Annotated in this window: 3 protein-coding genes; all 3 read left to right on the top strand. The window is 72.7% G+C overall.

Translation table 11 applies throughout. From position 1 onward, the window contains the following. Nucleotides 1-591 (top strand): ABC transporter ATP-binding protein (locus tag G3N92_RS33745; RefSeq protein WP_206131829.1); only part of this gene is annotated, 591 nt, incomplete at its 5' end. Between the two features lie 4 nt (nucleotides 592-595). Beyond that, on the top strand, nucleotides 596-1,630 hold the full coding sequence (locus G3N92_RS33740) for an ABC transporter substrate-binding protein (RefSeq protein ID WP_206131828.1): 1,035 nt from the start codon (nucleotides 596-598) through the stop codon (nucleotides 1,628-1,630). A 3-nt stretch (nucleotides 1,631-1,633) separates the two neighbouring features. Beyond that, a complete protein-coding gene (locus G3N92_RS33735; RefSeq protein WP_206131827.1) occupies nucleotides 1,634-1,801 on the top strand; it encodes a hypothetical protein in 168 nt (55 codons plus the stop codon). Nucleotides 1,802-1,830 lie beyond the last annotated feature (29 nt).

The following is a 1,830-nucleotide window of genomic DNA, read 5'->3' as shown; positions in this document are numbered from 1 at the left end:
GGCGGCGAGGACGTGTGGGCGTTGAGCGCCCGGCAGGCCGCGCAACGCATCGCCGTGGTGCTGCAGGATCCGCCCGACGACTTCGGGCTGACGGTGGGGCAGGTGGTGGCGATGGGGCGCACGCCGCACAAGCGCATGCTCGACGGCGACACGGCCGAGGATGTGTCCCGCATCGCGCGGGCGCTGGCCGATGTCGGGCTGGCCGAGGCGCAGGCGCGCGCGTTCGCCACGCTGTCGGGCGGCGAGCGGCAGCGCGCGTTGCTGGCGCGTGCGCTGGTGCAGTCGCCCGAATTGCTGATGCTCGACGAGCCGACCAACCATCTCGACCCGCGCCACCAGATCGCGCTGCTCGCGCTCGTCAAGCGGCTGCGCATCACCACGCTCGCCACCATCCACGATCTGAACCTGGCCGCCGCGTTCTGCGACCGGCTGTTCGTGCTGGCCGACGGCGAGATCGTCGCGCAGGGCGCGCCCGAGACGGTGCTGACCGCGCCGCTGCTGAAGGCCGTGTACGGCGTGGAGGCGCTGGTGGACCGGCATCCGCAAGGCGGCTACCCGCGCGTCACGCTGATCATCGATGAGGAGCACTGACGATATGAAGACCGCGCCCACCGGGCCGCGCGCCCGGCGAATCGCCCAGGCAGCCTGCGCGGCCGCGCTGCTGACGAGCCTGCCCGCGTTCGCGGCCGGCGCCGCCGGCCAATCCGGCCATGCCAATCATTACCCGGTGACGGTGCACAGCTGCAACCGCAGCGTGACGTTCGCGCAGGCGCCCGCGCACGCCGTCAGCAACGACGTGAACCTGACCGAGATGATGCTCGCGCTCGGCCTGCGCGACCGGATGGCGGGCTACACCGGCATCGGCGGCTGGAAGACCGCCACGCCCGCGCTGCGCGCGCAACTGGCCGGGCTGCCCGAACTGGCGCGCCAGTATCCGGCGCTGGAAACGCTGCTCGCGGCCGGCGCTGATCTGTACGTGGCAGGCTGGAACTACGGCATGCGCGTGGGCGGGCCGGTCACGCCCGATTCGCTGGCGCGCTTCGGCATCGCGTCGTACGAGCTGACCGAATCGTGCTCGCACGTGATGCCGCGCCCGCCCGCGTCGTTCGACGACGTGTATGCCGACCTGCGCAATCTCGGCACGATCTTCGACGTGGCGCCGCGCGCCGCGCAGACGATCGCCGCGATGCAGGCGCGCGTGGCCGCCGTGGCGCGCACGCTCGGGCCGCGCGCGCAGCCGGTGCGCGTGTTCGTCTACGACAGCGGCGGCGACAAACCTTTCACGGCCGGCCGCTACGCCATGCCCGACGCGCTGATCCGCGCGGCCGGCGGCGTCAACGTGATGGACGACCTCGCGCAGAGCTGGGCCGCGGTGGGCTGGGAAAGCGTGGTGGCGCGCGATCCGCAGGCGATCGTGATCGTCGATTACGGCGCGCAGACGGCCGAACAGAAGATCGCCTATCTCACCGGCAACCCGGCGCTGGCGAACGTCGCCGCGATCCGCGCGCGGCGCTTCATCGTGCTGCCGTACGACGAGGCCACGCCCGGCGTGCGCAACGCCGAGGCCGTGGAGACGCTCGCGCGCGGGCTGCATCCGGCCGCGTTCGCGGCGTCGCCGGGCGGGAAATAGGCGATGACGCGAGCGGCGAACGAGGCAAGCGGGGTGGGCAGGGCGGGCGGGGCCGTGCGGCGGATCGGGCTTGCGGGCTGGCTCGGCGCGCTGGCGCTGCTCGCGTCGATGCTGATCGCCACCGGCCTCGGCCCGGTGGCGATCGCGCCGGATCGGAAGAGCGGCGTGTAGGGCAAGAGGGTTAGGGTGATGGTGATACT

This window comes from Burkholderia sp. Ac-20379, from assembly GCF_017104645.1.
Taxonomy (GTDB): Bacteria; Pseudomonadota; Gammaproteobacteria; order Burkholderiales; family Burkholderiaceae; genus Burkholderia.
This window is presented reverse-complemented; position numbering and strand designations above follow the sequence as displayed.